The following is a 17,523-nucleotide window of genomic DNA, read 5'->3' on the forward strand; positions in this document are numbered from 1 at the left end:
TCCGATCCCGTCCATTATTTACTCTTTCCTTTCATTCTATATACGTAAGCCAGCACTTCGGCTACGGCCTGAAACAAGTCTGCAGGAATCGAATCGCCGATTTCCGCTCTTTGGAACAATGCTCGTGCCAGCGGCTTATTTTCCATAATAATAACGCCGTGTTCCTTAGCGATTTCGCGGATGCGGAGGGCTACATAATCCTGACCCTTAGCAACGATTTGCGGGGCATCCATTTCGGAACCCTCATATTTCAAGGCGACGGCAAAGTGGGTAGGGTTTGTAATGATAACATCTGCTTTAGGCACTTCCTGCATCATACGCTGCAGTGCCATGCGCCGCTGTCTTTCTCTTATTTTGCCTTTGATGAGCGGATCGCCTTCCATTTTTTTGTACTCGTCTTTTATGTCCTGCTTGGACATTTTCAAGTTTTTCTCATGCTCATATTTCTGGTACAGGTAATCGAGAACGGCCAGTACGAATAAAGCAGCCCCGATTTTTAAACCGAGATTCATCGTAAGCTTGGAAGTAAAATAAAATGCGTCCTCTATCGTGACATGTCCCAGGGCAGCGATATTTCCGCGAGCTCCCCAAACGGTAGAATAAACCAGATAGCCGATGATCGTTAGTTTCAGAAGCGACTTCAGAAACTCGACCAAGGACCGCATTGAAAAAATTCTTTTAAACCCTTTGATCGGATCCAGCTTCTTGAACTGAATTTTAAATGGTTCTCCTGTCAGCAAAAAACCGACCTGGGCATAGTTTGCAATGACTGCCATCACAACGACGACTAAAAACACCGGTGCAAGGAGGAGTAAAATTTGAAACATATAGTCTCCAAACATCGTCATGACATTTTCTTTGGTAACATCCATGTTCATCCGGTGAAAATACACGTCAGAAAAAAGTAAAATCAGTCGTTCCTTGATGAAGCCTCCGAACATTAACAGGCATAAAAAAGCGGACAACAACACGATCGAGCCTGATAAATCCTGACTTTTAGCAACCTGGCCTTTTTTCCGGGCATCCTGCCGTTTCTTTGGCGTAGCCTTCTCTGTTTTTTCACCGGCAAACAGCTGCAGGTTCAGCGCATACCGGAACGACATAACGATCCCCCTATCCTACGTTGGCCTTTGCCCGATCGTGCCAAACAAATTATGCAGCGATTTGAATAAAACCTGGAACAAGTTCTCAAAAGCATAAATGAAGCTGGGAATGAGCAGCAGAAGCATCAATAACCCGACCATAATTTTAAGCGGTATCCCAATGACAAAAACGTTAAATTGAGGAGCCGTCCGGGCTAAAAATCCGAGCGCTACATCCGTCACGAACAAGGCGACAACAAGCGGTGCCGCAAGTTGGAATGACAGCAAAAACGCTTGACTGAACAATCTTGCCAAAAACTCGCCAATGCTCCCGTGATATATTTTCTGAAACAGTTCATTGGATAGGGGCATCCAATTATAACTGCGGATGACAGCATCTAATAAGTAATGATGGCCATTCATCGCCAGGAACAATAACGTGGCAATCATGTATTTAAAATTGCCGAGCACAGGAGCGGATGCCCCTGTCATAGGGTCAATCACGTTAACGATCCCAAAGCCCATTTGAATGTCGATAAACGAACCTGCCATCTGGATAACCGTAAATATTAGAACCGCCACATAACCCATCAGTAATCCAAGCAACAGTTCACGAATGATTAACAAAATATAATTGAAATCAGTCGGGATAACCTGGTTACCGTCTTGAATAATAACAATTAGCAGAGCGATCATCGCCGATATCCCGATTTTGAATGAATTCGGTATTCCACGTGACGCAAAAATCGGCGCGACTACAAAAAACGCTGTCATTCGACAAAAAACTAGCAAAAAAATTGAAGTAGACTGTAATAAAATCTCCATATTCTTTTATGCCTAACCGATATAATTAGATAGATTGTTTAAAATACCGTAAGTAAAATCGACCATGGTCGTCAAAATCCAAGGGCCGAATAACAGCAAGGCGAGTAAGACGGCGATGATTTTAGGAACGAAGGCCAGTGTCTGTTCCTGGATTTGCGTCGTCGCCTGGAATATACTTATGATTAAACCGACGGATAATCCAATAACCAGCATCGGCGCACTAACCTTTAACACGGTAAAAACCGCTTGCCCGGCCAAACCGATTATAAAATCCGTATTCATCCGTCTACCCCCCAGATTGATAAATATTCTCCGTTGAAGGTTGTCCGCCGGAATTCGGAACGTAACGCAGACCGCATTCCGGCTAAGGACTAAAGCTGGTCAATAATGATTTAACGACGAGATACCACCCGTCAACGAGCACAAACAGTAATATTTTGAACGGAAGTGAAATCATAACCGGCGGCAGCATCATCATCCCCATCGCCATCAGCACACTCGCCACGACAATATCGATAATGAGAAATGGAATAAATATTAAAAATCCCATTTGAAACGCGGTTTTCAATTCACTGATTGCGAACGCAGGCACCAGTACGGATATCGGTAAATCTTCATAACTGGCCGGTCTTTCCGTCTTAGTGTAGCTCATAAACAGCTGAAGATCTTTAGGACGGGTATGTTTGTACATGAACTTCTTCATAGGTACAGCCGCTTTGTCCAAAGCTTCCGTCTGCGTAATTTCGCCTTTCATATAAGGCTGCAGAGCTACCTCATTAATGTCAGACAGTGTCGGACTCATGACGAACAAGGTAAGAAATAGCGCCAAGCCTATAATCACCTGGTTGGGAGGCATTTGCTGCGTCCCGAGTGAGTTGCGCACAAATCCGAGCACGATAACAATTCTCGTAAAGCTGGTCATTAATATAAGAATCGCAGGAGCGATGCTTAATACTGTAATGAGCAAAATTAGAGAAAGGGATGTCGTACCTGGCTGTCCATCCGAATTTCCAATTTGAATGCCGATATCCGGTATCGGATTCACTGGCGCGGCCGAAGCGGCCGACACGGTCAGCACACTCCACATCGCAAACAATAATCCTACTATAAAGACCTTTTTTTTCATGAATCCCTCAACCGATCTGTAGATTGTCCTTCCTGGTCCTGAAGCAGCTCCTCCATTTGCCGTTTCCGACTAGGCATTTTACTTAACTGCGATTGAAACATTTCATGGAAGGTCGTCTCATCCAGTTCTTCCTCCTTAGGAGGAGATTTGCGGAATCGAGCAGCTAATTTACCTACCACGGAAGCAAGAGCAGGAAATTCTTCTCCTTGTTCTTCAAATGCTCGGCGCAATATCGCCACTTCTTCCGGATCATTAATTTTATCAACCAGGGAAATGTCTTCACCTACTCCGACAACATAGACACTTTCACCGATTTCGATCACCTGCAAAGATTTGTTTGGTCCCAAACCGATGGCCGCTAGAGTGCGGATCGATCGGCTTTGGGACAAATAACGGCTTCTCTTACCAAGAAAACGAATTAATAATACGATTAATACAATAATGATAGCCAGTACGGAAATGACCGTTACTAAATTGCCCCACAGGTTCATATCGCTGCCAATCGGCGGATAGTCCGGCTGATTCGATGTCATCGTAAAAAGCCTACAAACCTAGTGTCTTGTTAATAGCTTCGATAACACGGTCAGATTGGAACGGCTTAACAATAAAGTCTTTAGCTCCAGCCTGGATCGCGTCGATGACCATTGCCTGCTGACCCATAGCGGAACACATAATGACCTTCGCATTCGGATCGATTCCCTTGATTTCTTTAAGTGCAGCAATGCCGTCCATTTCAGGCATCGTAATATCCATCGTTACGAGATCCGGATGCAGCTCCTTGAATTTCTCGACGGCCTGAGCACCGTCCTGCGCTTCTCCTACGACCTCGAATCCGTTTTTCGTTAAAATGTCACGGATCATCATTCTCATAAAAGCAGCGTCGTCTACGATTAGAATTCGGTTTGCCATTGATTTAAAATCCTCCCTAAACTTCTACTATTGTAATTTTTGAATCCGGTCCCACTGACTAACGATATCCGTCACACGAACACCAAAGTTCTCATCAATGACGACAACTTCGCCTTTAGCGATCAATTTGTTGTTCACGAGAATGTCCACTGGTTCACCGGCCAGCTTGTCCAGCTCGATAATAGAGCCCTGGGACAATTCCAGGATATCCTTAATTTGCTTCTGGGTCCTTCCTAATTCTACGGTGACTTTAAGGGGAATGTCCATCAGTAAATTTAAATTACTTTCATCCACATGAGCATAAGCTGGAGCGCCTAAATTAGCGAACTGCACCGGCTGAACATTCAAATTCCGGCCTGGCATGGTTCCATAATGCTGCGGCTCATTGTACGGCCGGCCATGCGGCGGCGCATAATAACCTTGATCCTGCATTGGAGGCATCATCGGCTGCTGCATTGGCGATTGCATCGGCGGCTCATGAGCAGTCATCGGCTGCGAAAATGCAGGCGCATCCTCCACTGCTGGAGATACCGGTGGCGGTGCGGATGCCGGGGCAGATGCCGCCGCGCTCTCCATCGAAGTCGATTCCGATACCGCTCCATTGATCAAGTTATCTACCATCTCTTTAGAGAACTGCACCGTAAGAAGCTGCATAATCGTCGAATCAATCAAATCGCCGATAGTTAGCCTAAATGATATTTTTACTAGCGTCTCATCGGGGGGCAGACTACCCACCCCGGTTCCATTCGACATATTCAGAATATCGATCCCCGGAGGCGAAATATTAACAAACCGGTTAAAAATGGTCGACATCGATGTCGCGGAGGAGCCCATCATTTGATTCATCGCTTCTTGTACGGCACTAATGTGGATATCGTTTAATTCCTCTTCCGCCGGATTGCCTTCTCCGCCAAGCATAAGATCAGCAATGACCTGAGCATCTTTTGTCTTAATAATTAATGAGTTGATCCCTTCAAACCCATCCACATATTGAACATGAATTGCTACATGCGGTTTGGGGAACTCTGTCTCGAACTGAGATCTTGTAATAATCGATACCTTCGGAGTAGTAATATCCACTTTTTTGCTTAAAAGAGTCGACAGCGCGGTAGCCGCACTACCAAAAGTGATATTTCCAATTTCCCCTAAGGCATCCTGCTCCAGCGGCGTTAAGAAGTCATCTACCGTCGGCTCAGAAGGTGTATCACTATTCGCCTGCTTCAGCAGGGCGTCAATTTCCTCTTGGGATAAGTAATCTTTACTCGTCAAGTTCCTCAACTCCTTCGCTGACAATTTCGTCAATTTGAACGGCGACACGGTCTTTGAGCGTACCCGGACTACCGATAAACTTCAATCTATCGCCGATTCTAATGCCGAGCCCATCATGGACTGGCTTGTTCAGGGAAATTACATCCCCGACAGACAATCCTAAAAACTCCTGAATTGTAATTTGTGACTCACCAAGTTCAGCAACGATCGGCAGTTTGGCTTTATTCACGCGATTTCGAAGCGCATCGACCTCTTCGGGTACACGTGATTTCTTCTGGGATACGAACCAGTGATGAACCGAAAGCTTCGGCATAATGGGCTCGATAACAACATGCGGGATACACAAGTTGATCATCCCCGTAGTATCACCGATTTTAGTACTCAGCGAGATGAGCGCGATCGTCTCATTGGGTGACACGATCTGCATAAACTGAGGATTCGTCTCTAATGCTTCCATTCGCGGACTAATGTCCATGACGGTCTTCCAGGCCTCCTGCAAACTTTCAAAAGCCCGGCTAAAAATGCGTTCCATAATAATCGTCTCGATTTCAGTAAGAGACCCGATTTTGGATGGAGCGATCCCTATACCGCCAAGCAGCCTGTCCAACATGGCAAATGCTACGTTCGGGTGAACCTCCAGCACCATTCTGCCTTCCAGCGGCTCAGCCTCAAAAATATTCAGAATCGTCATCTTCGGTATAGATCTTATAAATTCGTCATAAGGCAGTTGTTCAACCTGCACAACGTTGATTTGTACAAAGGTCCGAAGCTGTGCCGAGAAATAAGTGGTAAGAAACCTGGCAAAGTTTTCGTGAATTCGAGTTAAGCTGCGGATATGATCTTTAGAAAATCTAACCGCTCTTTTAAAATCATAAGCCCGGATTTTTTTCTGCGTTTCTTCCTTTTTTAATTCCTCGGCATCCATCTCACCGGAAGACAACGCGGCAAGCAGAGCATCGATTTCGTTCTGCGATAATACATCTACCAATCATCTCACCCCCTTCAAGGATTAATTCATCGATATTTTTAAATTGGAGAAATAATATAATCTGTAATATCGATTTGAATCACTTTTCCTTCCGGCAGTGAATTGTTGATCAGATTCAACAGCTTCGTGCTTAAGTTGTCTTTCCCTTTTGCTCCGTTCAAATCCTCCGGCTTGGTATCTGCCAGCGTTTTAACAATGATCGGCTTAATTTTGAAATCTTTAATTTTGTCAAAAGCCTCTTTGGAGACGTCTCGATCGAGCTGGAATGCGAAGTTAATGATTACTACATAATTCGGATCCGACAAATTCGTTTTGATGCCATCGATTGTCGAAGTTACTTTCACAAGTTCATCCGCTGATAAGTGTGCAGGCTGTCCAATATTTTGCACCGCCGCATTTATTTCGTTGCCCGGAGCAGGTTTCGTTATTTGATGTACCAGCAGAAAGGCTGCCATTACGATCAGGGTAATGGCCAATAACATCGTAATGAGCCAAGGCGCCATTTTTTTCATGACTATTCCTCCGTTTGTTGCACTTTAATGGTTGCTGCATGGATACCGATCTCACTGTAGTAATCATTCACCTTCGCGATAATGTCGGTTGCCTTTTCCAGCACGATCATACGTTTACCCGTAACGAGGGTTACATATGTATCAGGGGTTTCTTCCACGGTTTCAATCATTATGGCATTGAGCCACATCTGTGTACCATTTAATCGAGTTACAGAAATCATGTTAACCCTCCCATACGGGTGTCTTACTTCATTATGTTTGTCCTGTCAAAAAAGCAGAAAGACTTTTCGCGGCGGGAGGGCTGACCCTCCCTCCGCTGTTTAAATGTTTAATGCTTCAGAAAATGCTTAGCGCTTCAGATTTACAACTTCCTGCAACACTTCATCGGATGTTGTTATGATACGGGAGTTGGCTTGGAATCCGCGCTGTGCGACGATCATTTCCGTAAATTCGCCTGTCAGGTCCACGTTGGACATTTCCAGCTGGCCCGCAATGATTGCTCCCGTTCCGGCAGCAGCATCATTCCCTGTCGTCGGCTCCAGCTCATCCACGTTGGCGTTCGGAGTCAACCGGTATAAATTGCCGCCGATCTTCTCTAGGCCTTCCGGGTTAACGACTCTGGCAACCCCGATAATTCCGCCTTCCTCAATCTCGCCGGTATCCAGCTGCGTCAAGATCGTACCATCTGCGGAGATCGTAAAGGCAACTACTGTATCATCCAGTGGCGGAAGCATTTCTCCATCGGATCCGCAGACACGCAGCCCGTCAGAAGTAACCAGTTGACGAGCAGCATCCAGATGAAAGTCGCCGGCTCTCGTCAAGAAAGGCACTTCCTGATCCTCGGACAGCCTTACCATAAAAAACCCATCTCCATCAATCCGCAAATCGAGCGGGTTATTTGTGGTCATTGCACTACCTTGGGTATGAAGTGTATCGATCGAGCCGATAGATACGCCCAAACCAATCTGCCTCGCGTTAATTCCGCCCGCTCCCTCGTCAGAAGGAGCCGTAACCCCGGATACTGTTTGGCTCATAATATCCTTAAACATTACTCGGCCTGCTTTGAACCCAACTGTATTTACGTTAGCGATGTTATTGCCGATAACGTCCAGTTTCGTTTGAAAACCACGCATACCAGATACACCCGAATACATTGACCTTAGCATTAATTACATTCCTCCTTGGAATAGCTGATTATCCAAGCCACTTCAGTCGATCCGTGACTTTGTTGGCTCTCCGTTTCCGGGCCAGCCAATTTAAGAAATAACGACGGCACTATCAATTTGTGTAAACACATTATGCTTCATACTGCTGCCGTCCATCGCCGTGACTACTGTCCGGTTTTTGACATTTACGATCAAGGCCATATCCTTCATTAATATGAGCGAGTCTTTAGCGCCTTTTGCCGCAGCGTTGTCTATTGCGGATTCAATCTGGTGCAGCTGCTCTGGCTGCAGTTGAATTCCCCGTTGTTCGAGGCGCTTTACAGCATGGCTGCTAAAATGCACCAGCCGATCTTGCAGCATTTCCTCAAACGTAACATCCTGCGATTTATGAAGACCCGAATTTCTGACCTGCTGCAAGGCGTTCGGTTGGATTCGCCCGGGATACAAGCTACCTATGCGAATAGGCTCATTCATGGCGTATCCACCTCACCAGCAGCATTGCCATCTGTTTCAGACTGCTGCTCTGCATCTAATGAGGGCGAATCATCAGGTGATTCCGCGGATGAATTCGAATGAACTGACGCGGCTCCCGCAGTCGAACCAGCAGGTGTTTCCCCCGCTTCCGGAACTGTTGAATTTTCCGGAGGCATTTCTTCCTTCGGTACATCGTCATCTTTCGGTACTTCACCATTTTTCGGCACATCATCAATTTGCAAAATGTCCGTCAGCTTAATTTCTTTATCGCCAACTTTAGCGTACTGCACATTTTCCCGAATGACGATCGCTTCGACGATTCCGCTTCCGGTTGATGTGACCGTGCTTTTGCCTGTCTTTATGTTGTACTCGCCAGTATATTCCGTCGATATCCAGGACACCTTTTTACCAATTAGGCCCGATACCGATCCTAGGGACTGGTTCATCACATCCAGCTGCTTGGAAATATTCATCAGCTGCTCAACCGATGTGAATGTAGCCATCTGTGCAATAAATTCCTTGTCCTGAAGCGGCTGCATCGGATCTTGATTCTGCAGCTGGGTAATCAAAATTTTCAAAAACTGGTCTTTGCCCAGCGCTTGATTGTCCTCTGTGCTTTTCTTTGGGACATTAGATTTTGCATAACCTGGCCACATAACCGAATTCGTGAAATTAGACATAGGCTTCCTCCCTTCCGTTAAACTCTAGCAACAAAGGAGCTGCCATAGTTCTCTTCCCTGGCTCTCACTTCAGAGATCCATTCGTTCCATTCTTCGTTCAAATCTCCCAAAGCCATTACGTCTTCCTCGCGAACTTCGCGGCGTTTACTGCCACTCTGCTGTTGTTGCGTGCCACTGCCCGGTTGACGGCCATCCTGATACATATGGGACGATAGCGAAGTGTTTTGCGTAACTTCCAGCTTGTTCACTTGCAGCCCTTGAGCTTGGAGGGCCGATCTTAACTGAGCCATTTGCCCTTCCAATGATTCTCTCGCAAATGCATGTTCCGTGACGAACTGGGCAATCAATTGTCCATTTTGCATCGTAATCTTTACGTCTACCTGACCAAGATGCTCAGGATAGAGTGAGATTCTGGCCTGCGACATGCCTTGGAGCTTAACGATTTCAAGCTTGCTGACTAAAAAACCGCCCATTTCCTTGCCAAAATGCTCCACCGGTACGCTTGGCGCTGCCGGTTTCACAGGGGCGGCAATGCCGTCTCGCATCGCGAGCTGGCCTACGGTCACTACACTGCCCGTATGAAGTCCACTCTCCACATCAACGACGGGCTCGGCACCTTCAGCCGGACTGCTCAGGTTGGTAAATGTCGCCTGGGTTTTAGCTGAAGTCGAATCAATAATCGTCAAAGCTTGAGCTTGTGATGCTTGATTATTTTGCCTATGTTCGCCATTCCTGGTTTCTTGACTCGTACCGCCATTTAAAATCGCTTGTACATTTTGCTCCAGCGCAGCAATCCAGTTGCTGTTCCCTGTGCTTCCCGTCACAACGTGTTCGGCCGTCTGATTGTTCCCTTGAGCCATATGAAGGACTTGCTGCAGTGCTGCAACCAGTTGTCCGGACTGCATTGCGGAAGGGAATTGCCCGGTCTGCTGCTGGGATGCTTGCATAAGCTGGACTAATGCATCCTGTATTGCAAAGCGCATCGTCTCCGGATGCTGGGAAAGTACAGGTGCGGGAGTTTCATCCGTTTCAACCATTGCCGCCGCTTCATTGTGCTGGGGCAATGCAAGCTCCTGAAATCCTTGCAGCCATGCTTGAAGGACCAACAAAAGGGATGGGTTATCTGCGATCGCTTGATCAAGATCGTTCAACTGGCCAAGCACATTTTCAATCATCGGTACCAGTTCCTGCTGTTCCGGCTCGCCCGTATTCTGCTGACCTAAATCTGCCAATCCCGCGATAACCAGCGACTGCAGAGCACTTCCTCCATTTGCAAAACTTGTTCCGCCTAACATCATGCTTACCAAGGTTTGTTCGAATGTTTGTGCATTACCCTGAATCGCTTCTACTTTTCCGCTGCCTGTAGTCCAAAGCCCATTGATACTGCTCCCGCCTGACAAATTAGCGATTAATTGGTTCATTTGTTTGTTCACCTCCTTTCATTATCATTATTTGCTGACCAGCTTGTTCACAATTTTAGCAGTCAGCTCTTCGTTTTCTTTCATCATGGCGGCCAGTATTTTCGACCGGGCCCCATCGTCAACGGAGTTAAGTATTTTGAGCGCCTTGTCCGGGCTTATTTTATGAGTTTGAATGACCAGCTTTGCAGCCGATTCTGCAGACATGCCGGAGAATGTCTGGCCCAGCTGCTTATCATCCAGCCCGACCGCTGCATTGGCGGCTTGCTCTGGAGCTTCTGCCTCTTTCTTCAGCCTGGACTGCAAAGCGGCGATCGCCATATCGTCAGCAGGTGTGACATCTTTCAGCAGAATGGAAATGTCCGCTGCCTTCTGAGGATCCATCTTCTCCAAAATCGCTACTTTACTCTCATTATTCATCAGGCTAAGCATTTGCAATGTTTCCTCGAGCGTCAGCTTTTCCAAAATGGCGGCCGCTTTACTCGGACTCATCTGCGCGTACAACTGCGAAAGCTTTTTAACCTCTTTCTGGTACGCCTCATCTTTGGCCGCCTCTTCCATCTCTATTGCCTCTGTCAAGGCTGCATCTAATTGTGCCTGAAGCTGTTTCACCTTATCATCCTGCTCAATTGCCTCGCGGTTGGCCGCTTCCAGCTCAGCTTCCTGTTTGGCCACCTGATCTTTCAATTCCTTCAAGGCTGCCTCATTGCTTTCCGCCTGCTTTTTTGCCTTTTGTTCCTCGGACTTGTCATCCTCCGCAGCCGCTCCATCGGAATCCGGGATGTAATCTCTGACAATTGGTATTTGTTTTCCTAAGTCCATTAACATGGTCCGAAAGTTTATATTAAACAGCGTCAAAAGAACGCCTAACAGCACCACAGTGAACAATATTGGGGTAACAAAAAACAAAAACCTCGAAAAACCGCCACCCGATTCCAAATCCTCTTCTAAATCAGCTTGCGCCATTCTCATTCCCTCCTTCGAAAACCCGTTGACCCGTGCCCGTCACTCCTTACCGGGCTTTCATGGCAAACCGGACCGTAGCGATTTCATCCAGTTCGTTTTGTTCCCGAAGAAGCATTTCGTGCTGGTGCTTGTCCTTCGCCTTCTCCTTAGCCTTGAGCCAGACTTTTTCATCAAGCATTTTGCCGCTCAAGACCGCTTTTTTCTTATCGACATTTACCTCTGCCTGATGCACATCACCGATTTTCATCGCGATGCGGTCCTCCAAGTAATCCATATACCGCTGAAGTTCATGGAGCTTGATCATCGAGGCTTTATTTTCCATTTCAGACTGGATGGCCGAAATTGTCTGGAGTTTATCTTCCTGCAGCAACTCCAGAGTGCGCTGCTCCGCCTGAAGCTGGCCGACGGCAGCAGACAGCATCCACTCCGCTTGCGTTTTTTGATTGGATTTCAAATCGACAACTTTCTGATAGACGTAATGAAATTTCATCTTCTACCCGTCATCTCCTCGCAAATTCGGCAATTAATCGTTCCTGGACTTCTGACAATGTCGTTTTTTCATTCACTTTCTGTCGAGTAAAGCCCCAAATGCTCTCAATATAGTCAAGAGCTTCATCAATTTCATCGTTGGAGCCCTTCTGATAAGCGCCGATATTAATGAGGTCTTCGGAATCCCTGAATACAGCTAGCAGCCTTTTTAAATTTTCCGCCGCCTCGCTTTGCTCCTCCGGCACGATGTCCTTCATGACCCGGCTAATGCTTGCCAAAATGTCGATAGCCGGGAAATGGCCTTTATTGGCGATGTTCCGGTTCAGCACAATATGGCCGTCCAGAATCCCCCTTACCGCATCCGCGATCGGTTCGTTCATATCGTCACCATCAACGAGTACGGTATAAAAAGCCGTGATTGAGCCTGTCGGCCCCGTCCCTGCCCGTTCCATCAGCTTGGGAAGCGCGGCGAATACAGAAGGGGTATATCCCCTCATCGCCGGTGGCTCTCCAATGGCAAGCCCCACTTCACGCAGCGCCATCGCATACCTCGTTACGGAGTCCATCATCAGCATGACGTTCAACCCGCGGTCGCGGAAATATTCCGCAATCGTCGTAGCGATCAGCGCCCCTTTCATCCGAATGAGTGCGGGCTGATCTGAAGTAGCCACGATGACGACCGAACGCTCCAGACCTTCCGGTCCAAGATCCCGCTCGATAAAATCGAGCACCTCCCGGCCGCGTTCGCCGATGAGAGCAATCACATTCACATCCGCCGCAGTATTGCGGGCTATCATTCCCATCAGCGTACTCTTCCCGACACCGGAGCCGGCAAATATCCCTACGCGCTGTCCTTTGCCTATCGTCAGCAGGCCATCGATTGCCCGCACCCCGATATCGATCGGCTGGGCGACGCGCGGCCTGTTCAGCGGATTCATCGGTTTATTATAAGTGGAATAATGCCCCATCCGCGCTGGGAGAACCGAACCGTCCAGCGGCTCCCCTAGCCCGTCCAGAACTTTGCCAAGCAGCTCCGAGCCGACCTGTACGGTTAACGGCTTGCCCGTGCCTACGACATCACAGCCCGGACCAATCGATTGCAGTTCACCCAAGGGCATCAGCAGTACCTTGTTATCCCGGAAGCCAACAACCTCGGCTCGCAACGGCTCGGAAGATTTGCTCGGGTAAATGTAGCAAAGATCACCAATGCTTGCGTCAGGCCCCTCTGATTCGACCATCAGCCCGATGACTTGCGTCACTTTTCCGTTGATTCGCACCGGATCCATATGCCGTAAGTGCTCAATATATTTGGCTGTATCAAGTTTCGTCATGAGCTCGTCCCCGATCATCCTCGTTGTCGAGTGAGATGCGCTGCAATTCCTTCTTAATTTCCGCGAGCTGTGTATCAATTCGGGCATCTACGCTGCCGAATGCCGAGCGGATAACACAGCCGCGATCCTGAACCGTCGCATCAGGTAAAATTTGCAATTCGGCTTGCGAATCGATGACCAGGCCCAGCTCTTCTCTTGCAGCCTGAACGAAGGCAAACTGAGAAGGTGCTACGCAAAGCGTAATAACCCCCTGCTCCCGCTTCCTTGCCAAGCTTTTCTTGACCAGATCCAGTACATAATCAGGCTCAATGCCCAACTGCTTATCAATTACTTTCTCTGCAATGGAGCAGCTCAGTTCTACAACGAACGGCTCCGCTTCCTGGATGATCCGTTCCTTCTCGACATAAGCTTGCTCGAGAACAGCACTTGCCTCACCCATCATTTGTTCAATTTTGGCTTGAAGTGATTGTTCGGCCTGGACTTTTCCTTCCTCATAACCCTGGCTATATCCTTCCGATTTGAGAGCTTCAATCAAATGCTCATCCTGCTCTCTTTGCTCTTTCCACCAGGATTCGATTTGCAGCTTCGCTTCAGCAAGCATACTTTCCGCCTGCTCGGAAGCCTCCCGGATTTGGCGCTCGGCAAATTCCTTAGCATCGCTAAGCATTTGCCGCCTTGCCTCTTCAGCCGCGATATCCTCGGCGGAAATTTTCTCCTCCGGAGCCTCTACCTCTATAATCTCATCATCTAATTGTTGATCCTGGGGAGGGTTATACGTCTTTCCCAGATTCAATTGCTTGAGTATGTCAACCGGAACATATTGGGACACCTTAATCAAATTAGACAATGATGTCATCTCCTCCGCCGCGGGCAATTATTATTTCACCGGCTTCTTCTAATCTGCGGATTGTTGCTACAATGCGAGTTTGTGCTTCCTCCACATCACGAAGCCGCACAGGTCCCATAAACTCCATTTCTTCTTTAAATGTATCCGACATCCGTTTGGACATATTGCGGAATACAGCTTCCCGAACCTCCTCACTTGCCACTTTAAGGGCAAGCTGCAGGTCCGCATTTTCAATGTCGCGGATAATCCGCTGAATGGAACGGTTATCGATATTAACGATATCCTCAAACACGAACATCCGCTTTTTGATTTCTTCGGCGAGCTCTGGATCTTGAATTTCAAGCGAATCCAAGATCGTGCGCTCTGTTCCCCGGTCAACCCCGTTCAAGATTTGAACGATCGATTCAATACCGCCTGCGCTTGTATAATCCTGGGTTACCGTAGCGGACAGCTTCTGTTCCAGCACGCGCTCAACTTGTGAGATGACTTCCGGAGAAGTACTGTCCATCATAGCGATTCTGCGCGCCACTTCCGCTTGCTTCTCCTGCGGTAGCGACGACAGTATAGCCGCGGATTGCTCAAACTGCAAATAGGATAAGACTAGGGCAATCGTCTGGGCATTTTCATTTTGAATGAAGTTCAAAATTTGATTTGGATCAGCCTTGCGGGCGAAATCAAACGGTCTGACTTGAAGGGTTGCCGTCAGACGGTTAATAATTTCGAACGCTTTTGTGGAACCAAGAGCTTTCTCCAAAATTTCCTTAGCGTAATTAATTCCCCCTTGCGTGATGTATTCTTGTGCAAGGCAAATTTGATGGAACTCCGCCATGATCATATCTTTTTCGCTGCTGTCCACTTTGCGGACGTTAGCTATTTCAAGTGTTAGCTGTTCAATTTCCTCGTCGCGCAAGTGCTTGAATATTTGAGCTGATACCTCAGGTCCAAGCGTAATTAGTAAAATCGCCGCTTTTTGTTTTCCGGTTAAACCAGAACTCGTCGTTTTTGACAATACGTTCACCTCTACTCGTCTGCCAGCCAGGTGCGGAGCAAGTTGACGAATTCATCCGGCTTCTTCTTCGCCAGCGTCTCCAGTTGTTTACGCACTTGACTTTCGTTCGTAATAGTATCCAAGTTGATCGATGGAAATTCTGGAGGCAGCGGCAGCGGCAGCTCCTCTTCCTCTTCTTCTTCCACCTGTTTCCGGCGACGGAACACGAGTGCTCCGATTCCAGCTCCAACCAACAGTACTGCGATAGCGCCACCCCATACCCATGGGTTTGATAACGTCAAACTTGAACCTTTTTGTTCCGAGCCATGAAAAGTTTGCGAGAAAACAGAAACTTTTCGCAGCAAATCTGCGTCTGTATAGGTAGTACCAGAATCAGCCAAATATGAACCGACGACATTCGCCAATATGTTCTCTATAGCGTCCTGGATCGTTTGATCTAAACTTTCTTCTCCGGCAGGTGGTTCAACTAACACATTAATGGTTAAATCCTTAATGACATAAGGACTAGCTACAATGTCTTTAGTAATTCTGTTTACTTCATAATTGATCGTCGAGGAGGATTCTTCGGAGCTTACACCTGAGCTGCTCCCTGCAGTAGGATAGCCAGGTACGTCTTCGGTCCCAGTACCAGGGATTCCGCTGTCTGGATCACCTTCCCCGGTGTAGCTTTTCTGAATTCTTTGAGCACTGATCTCAATGCCCCTCATATTTTCCATATCGACTGGGGTAACGAGATTGTTCTTCTCGATCACTTGATCGAAATTGAGTGTAGAGGCTACGATAACCTCAATTTTGTCAGGTCCAGTAAATCGAGACAAAAATTGCTTAACGCTGCGGCTGACATCACTTTCGAACTTTTTCTGCAAAGCCATATTTTCTTGAACGGCAGTCGTCAGCGAGCCCATATTTCCGCCTTGCCCTGTCGGCAGGAGCACCGTGTCATCACTCGATGAGATAGAAATGTTCTCAATAGGCAAATTCGGAATAGAAGTTTTGACTAGATTGAAGTACCCATCCACCGCTTCCTGATTCGGACGATATCCCGGATTGAAGGTTACTACGATGGAAGCCGAGGCCTTCTGCTGCTCTTCAGGACTGGCAAACACGTTCTCTTCCGGAAGATTGATCAATACCTTTGCATTCTCAATGCCTTTCATACGTTTGAGAAGCTGTTCGACTTCTCCGCTGAGTGCACTGCGATACTTCACGCCGAATTCATTATCTGTCATCCCGATCAATGAGGAGCTCTCGTTGAAGGCCTCCCAGCCGATCGAGCCATTCTTGACAATTCCCTGTGAGCCGACATCCACTTTTACACGCGCTGCATCTTTGCTAGGCACCGAAATACTGCTTCCATCCGGGCTTAACTTATAGGGAATTCCACTGGATTCCAAATGATTATATATAGCTGCAGCATCCGTGGTGTCCAAGTTCGTAAAGGCTACTTCATACTCTGTTTTGGAAAATTGAATCGTCAGTAATATGATGGCAAGAAGTATAAAAGCTACCGTAGAAATTAAAAGCGTTTTTTGTTTATTGCTATAGTTGTTCCAGTAGCCGGTCAATCGGTCCCGGTACTGGGCGATTCTCTCATTCACTATGTCACCTCATCCTACAGCTTGCTAATTTCATTAAATTTGCGTACGCATAATCTCTTGATAAGCTTCTATCACTTTATTACGAACTTGCGTAGTGAGCTGCAAACTTAACAATGCCTGTTCTGAGGCGATCATAACTTGATCGACATTCGCTTGTCCTAACAGAAACTGCTCATTGAGTCGTTGTACATTGCTCTCTTGCGCTGCTACTCCATTTAAAGCATCTGTCAAATATGAACTGAAGTTTTTGATTGCTTCCGATGGAGAGGTAACAGCAGGTTTAATCGGTTCTGCTATGGCTCCCAAATTTTGAACTGTATTTAGACTAATATTGTTGTGCATCAACTTTTACCAACTCCTAACTGCTTTATTTAGCTGCTTATTTTCCGATCTGCAACGCTTTGGAGATCATCGCCTTACTGGCATTCAGGGCGGTTACGTTAGCCTCATAGGAGCGTGTCGCCGATATCATATCGACCATCTCCTTCATCAAATCCACGTTTGGCATATAGACATATCCTTCACTGTTAGCATCGGGATGCGTCGGATCGTATACCGGCTTAAAAGGTGTAGGGTCATCTTTGATTTGCGTAATTTTCACTCCTTGGCTGGCGGGTTCTTTGCCCATTGCTGAGCTGAGTGAATTTTTGAAGTCCACCTTATTGGGGGCCATAATGACTGTCTTACGTCTGTAAGGAATTGGCTGTCCGTCCTCCATGCTAGCTCGCGTCGTCCTTGCGTTGGCTATGTTTGATGAGATGACGTCCATACGAAGGCGCTGTGCAGTTAGTGCTGAAGAACTAATATTGAAGCTATTGCTGATTTTCAACGTCT

22 protein-coding genes are annotated in these 17,523 nt (G+C 47.1%); all 22 read right to left on the reverse strand.

Annotated features, from left to right (window positions below; all coding sequences use genetic code 11):
* Positions 1 to 14: 14 nt before the first annotated feature.
* The 22 genes from flhB to flgC all read right to left on the reverse strand — a co-directional run bounded on the left by flhB (position 15) and on the right by flgC (position 17,518).
* On the reverse strand, positions 15 to 1,103 hold the full coding sequence (flhB, locus tag G358_RS0115040) for a flagellar biosynthesis protein FlhB (RefSeq protein WP_019638063.1): 1,089 nt from the start codon (positions 1,101 to 1,103) through the stop codon (positions 15 to 17).
* Positions 1,104 to 1,118: 15 nt separating this feature from the next.
* Positions 1,119 to 1,907 (reverse strand): flagellar biosynthetic protein FliR, encoded by a 789-nt coding sequence (gene fliR / locus G358_RS0115045; RefSeq protein WP_026342277.1) that lies wholly within the window; start codon positions 1,905 to 1,907, stop codon positions 1,119 to 1,121.
* 12 nt (positions 1,908 to 1,919) lie between these two features.
* Positions 1,920 to 2,189 (reverse strand): flagellar biosynthesis protein FliQ, encoded by a 270-nt coding sequence (fliQ, locus tag G358_RS0115050; protein ID WP_019638065.1) that lies wholly within the window; start codon positions 2,187 to 2,189, stop codon positions 1,920 to 1,922.
* Positions 2,190 to 2,271: 82 nt separating this feature from the next.
* A complete protein-coding gene (fliP, locus tag G358_RS0115055) occupies positions 2,272 to 2,994 on the reverse strand; it encodes a flagellar type III secretion system pore protein FliP (RefSeq protein WP_420836063.1) in 723 nt (240 codons plus the stop codon).
* Positions 2,995 to 3,029: 35 nt separating this feature from the next.
* Entirely contained in the window at positions 3,030 to 3,566 is a 537-nt protein-coding gene (locus G358_RS0115060; RefSeq protein WP_019638067.1) for a flagellar biosynthetic protein FliO, read from the reverse strand.
* 10 nt (positions 3,567 to 3,576) lie between these two features.
* Positions 3,577 to 3,942, reverse strand: coding sequence for a response regulator (locus tag G358_RS0115065; RefSeq protein ID WP_019638068.1), 366 nt, complete (start codon positions 3,940 to 3,942; stop codon positions 3,577 to 3,579).
* Between the two features lie 27 nt (positions 3,943 to 3,969).
* On the reverse strand, positions 3,970 to 5,211 hold the full coding sequence (gene fliY, locus G358_RS0115070; RefSeq protein ID WP_019638069.1) for a flagellar motor switch phosphatase FliY: 1,242 nt from the start codon (positions 5,209 to 5,211) through the stop codon (positions 3,970 to 3,972).
* A complete protein-coding gene (gene fliM, locus G358_RS0115075) occupies positions 5,201 to 6,199 on the reverse strand; it encodes a flagellar motor switch protein FliM (protein ID WP_019638070.1) in 999 nt (332 codons plus the stop codon). Before fliM ends, fliY begins: the two co-directional genes overlap by 11 nt.
* 38 nt (positions 6,200 to 6,237) lie before the next feature.
* Positions 6,238 to 6,711, reverse strand: coding sequence for a flagellar basal body-associated FliL family protein (locus G358_RS0115080; RefSeq protein WP_019638071.1), 474 nt, complete (start codon positions 6,709 to 6,711; stop codon positions 6,238 to 6,240).
* Between the two features lie 2 nt (positions 6,712 to 6,713).
* Complete coding sequence (locus tag G358_RS0115085) at positions 6,714 to 6,932, reverse strand: flagellar FlbD family protein (RefSeq protein WP_019638072.1); 219 nt, start codon at positions 6,930 to 6,932, stop codon at positions 6,714 to 6,716.
* Positions 6,933 to 7,058: 126 nt separating this feature from the next.
* Entirely contained in the window at positions 7,059 to 7,877 is an 819-nt protein-coding gene (flgG, locus tag G358_RS0115090; RefSeq protein ID WP_019638073.1) for a flagellar basal body rod protein FlgG, read from the reverse strand.
* A 90-nt stretch (positions 7,878 to 7,967) separates the two neighbouring features.
* Positions 7,968 to 8,351, reverse strand: a complete 384-nt coding sequence (locus tag G358_RS0115095) for a TIGR02530 family flagellar biosynthesis protein (protein WP_019638074.1) — start codon at positions 8,349 to 8,351, stop codon at positions 7,968 to 7,970.
* Positions 8,348 to 9,031: a flagellar hook capping FlgD N-terminal domain-containing protein gene (locus G358_RS30240; protein ID WP_019638075.1), complete on the reverse strand. Its 684-nt coding sequence runs from the start codon at positions 9,029 to 9,031 to the stop codon at positions 8,348 to 8,350. The genes G358_RS0115095 and G358_RS30240 overlap by 4 nt, the downstream gene beginning before the upstream one ends.
* Before the next feature lie 17 nt (positions 9,032 to 9,048).
* Positions 9,049 to 10,452, reverse strand: coding sequence for a flagellar hook-length control protein FliK (locus G358_RS0115105; protein ID WP_019638076.1), 1,404 nt, complete (start codon positions 10,450 to 10,452; stop codon positions 9,049 to 9,051).
* A 27-nt stretch (positions 10,453 to 10,479) separates the two neighbouring features.
* Positions 10,480 to 11,415, reverse strand: a complete 936-nt coding sequence (locus G358_RS0115110; RefSeq protein WP_019638077.1) for a MotE family protein — start codon at positions 11,413 to 11,415, stop codon at positions 10,480 to 10,482.
* A 46-nt stretch (positions 11,416 to 11,461) separates the two neighbouring features.
* On the reverse strand, positions 11,462 to 11,905 hold the full coding sequence (fliJ, locus tag G358_RS0115115; RefSeq protein ID WP_019638078.1) for a flagellar export protein FliJ: 444 nt from the start codon (positions 11,903 to 11,905) through the stop codon (positions 11,462 to 11,464).
* A gap of 10 nt (positions 11,906 to 11,915) precedes the next feature.
* Positions 11,916 to 13,235 (reverse strand): flagellar protein export ATPase FliI, encoded by a 1,320-nt coding sequence (gene fliI / locus G358_RS0115120; protein WP_019638079.1) that lies wholly within the window; start codon positions 13,233 to 13,235, stop codon positions 11,916 to 11,918.
* Positions 13,222 to 14,082: a FliH/SctL family protein gene (locus G358_RS0115125; RefSeq protein WP_019638080.1), complete on the reverse strand. Its 861-nt coding sequence runs from the start codon at positions 14,080 to 14,082 to the stop codon at positions 13,222 to 13,224. The genes fliI and G358_RS0115125 overlap by 14 nt, the downstream gene beginning before the upstream one ends.
* Positions 14,075 to 15,091: a flagellar motor switch protein FliG gene (gene fliG / locus G358_RS0115130; protein WP_019638081.1), complete on the reverse strand. Its 1,017-nt coding sequence runs from the start codon at positions 15,089 to 15,091 to the stop codon at positions 14,075 to 14,077. The genes G358_RS0115125 and fliG overlap by 8 nt, the downstream gene beginning before the upstream one ends.
* Positions 15,092 to 15,102: 11 nt before the next feature.
* The gene (gene fliF / locus G358_RS0115135) at positions 15,103 to 16,689 is read right to left on the reverse strand and encodes a flagellar basal-body MS-ring/collar protein FliF (RefSeq protein ID WP_019638082.1); all 1,587 of its coding nucleotides are present in this window, start codon (positions 16,687 to 16,689) and stop codon (positions 15,103 to 15,105) included.
* Positions 16,690 to 16,722: 33 nt separating this feature from the next.
* Positions 16,723 to 17,031 (reverse strand): flagellar hook-basal body complex protein FliE, encoded by a 309-nt coding sequence (gene fliE / locus G358_RS0115140; protein WP_019638083.1) that lies wholly within the window; start codon positions 17,029 to 17,031, stop codon positions 16,723 to 16,725.
* 37 nt (positions 17,032 to 17,068) lie between these two features.
* Positions 17,069 to 17,518, reverse strand: coding sequence for a flagellar basal body rod protein FlgC (flgC, locus tag G358_RS0115145; RefSeq protein ID WP_026342278.1), 450 nt, complete (start codon positions 17,516 to 17,518; stop codon positions 17,069 to 17,071).
* Between the last annotated feature and the right edge of the window lie 5 nt (positions 17,519 to 17,523).

It is taken from the genome of Paenibacillus fonticola DSM 21315 (assembly GCF_000381905.1).
Lineage (GTDB): Bacteria > Bacillota > Bacilli > Paenibacillales > Paenibacillaceae > Fontibacillus > Fontibacillus fonticola.